Consider the following 1,195-nt stretch of genomic DNA (forward strand, 5'->3'; position numbering starts at 1 on the left):
CATCTGTATAGCGATCTGTTAAGCCACCGTACACGATTTTGTCATTCTCAAGATACCAGTTGCTTTTGTTCGATGCATACATCGCTTGAATAATACCTGCGTAGTTATAGTTGAATGCAGCTCCCAACGTATCATTTTTCCCGTTGCCATCAGGGTCTTTGTCCCTAAATGCACGCATCACATTAACCATCTCATCCATTGTCGTTGGCATTTTAAGTCCCAGCTTATCTAGCCAATCTTGGCGGATCCACATACCGTGATTCGCGATGGCATCAATGCCCCGTGCGCTGGTTGCCATATAGGTTTTGCCATCAAACATGGTGTAGGGCTTCAACTCCGGATGCGCTTTCAAATAAGCTTTGTAAGAAGTACTGTATTTCTCGATGTATTCGTCGATTGGCTGAATAGCTCCCTGCTCTTTCAATGTCGCCATATAATCACGGCCGAATTCCCACATCATATCTGGTGCTTCACCGGCAGCGATGAGCGTGTTAAGCTTCTTCGTAGATTCTGTCCGCAGGATCGGAACCCACTTCACATGAATACCCGATTTCTCATTGATGTATTTGGTCGTTCGGTTACTCTCATATGTGCCTTCGTCACTTGCCACTTGGCCGCGGTCAAGAATGGATACACTGACCTCCAACTTCTTATTCTCTCCTGAAGACTTACCTGAATTATCAGAGCTAGATGGTGAGGAGCAAGCAGCAATTGCGAATAAAGAAGCGACTAGCGTTAAGGCTACGTGCTTTTGTTTAATCATCAAATCTTCGCCTCCAGCAATAAGAATGGATTTTCTATTAGCCTTTAATGGAACCAATCAAGACGCCTTTTACAAAATACTTCTGTAAGAATGGATATACGCACAGGATCGGCAGCACCGAGATAATGATAGCAGCAGCCCTCAACCCCTCCGGAGTTACCATGGTTTGAATAGAAGCTCCTTCGCTCCCGTTGGTTGCATTCGTATTGAGCAGATTCTGGCTCGTCGTATCGATCATCTGCAGCAGCTTCACCATCAGAGACAACTTTCCTGAATTCGTGATATACATGAGAACATTCATATACGAATTCCACCAGGTTACCGAATAAAATAACGTTAGCGCCGCAATAATCGGCATAGAGAGTGGAAGAATGATTTTCCAAATAATGAACAGGTCATTGGCTCCGTCAATCGCTGCAGATTCCTCCAGTT

At 44.8% G+C, this 1,195-nt stretch carries 2 protein-coding genes; both read right to left on the minus strand.

Going from position 1 to position 1,195, the window contains the following annotated elements:
* On the minus strand, positions 1-763 hold a 763-nt coding region (locus AC1DUA_RS38385; protein WP_477504683.1), incomplete at its 3' end, for an extracellular solute-binding protein.
* Positions 764-800: 37 nt separating this feature from the next.
* A partial coding sequence (locus AC1DUA_RS38390) for an ABC transporter permease subunit (RefSeq protein ID WP_477504684.1) occupies positions 801-1,195 on the minus strand: 395 nt, incomplete at its 5' end.

The organism is Paenibacillus sp. 01T422, assembly GCF_056398785.1.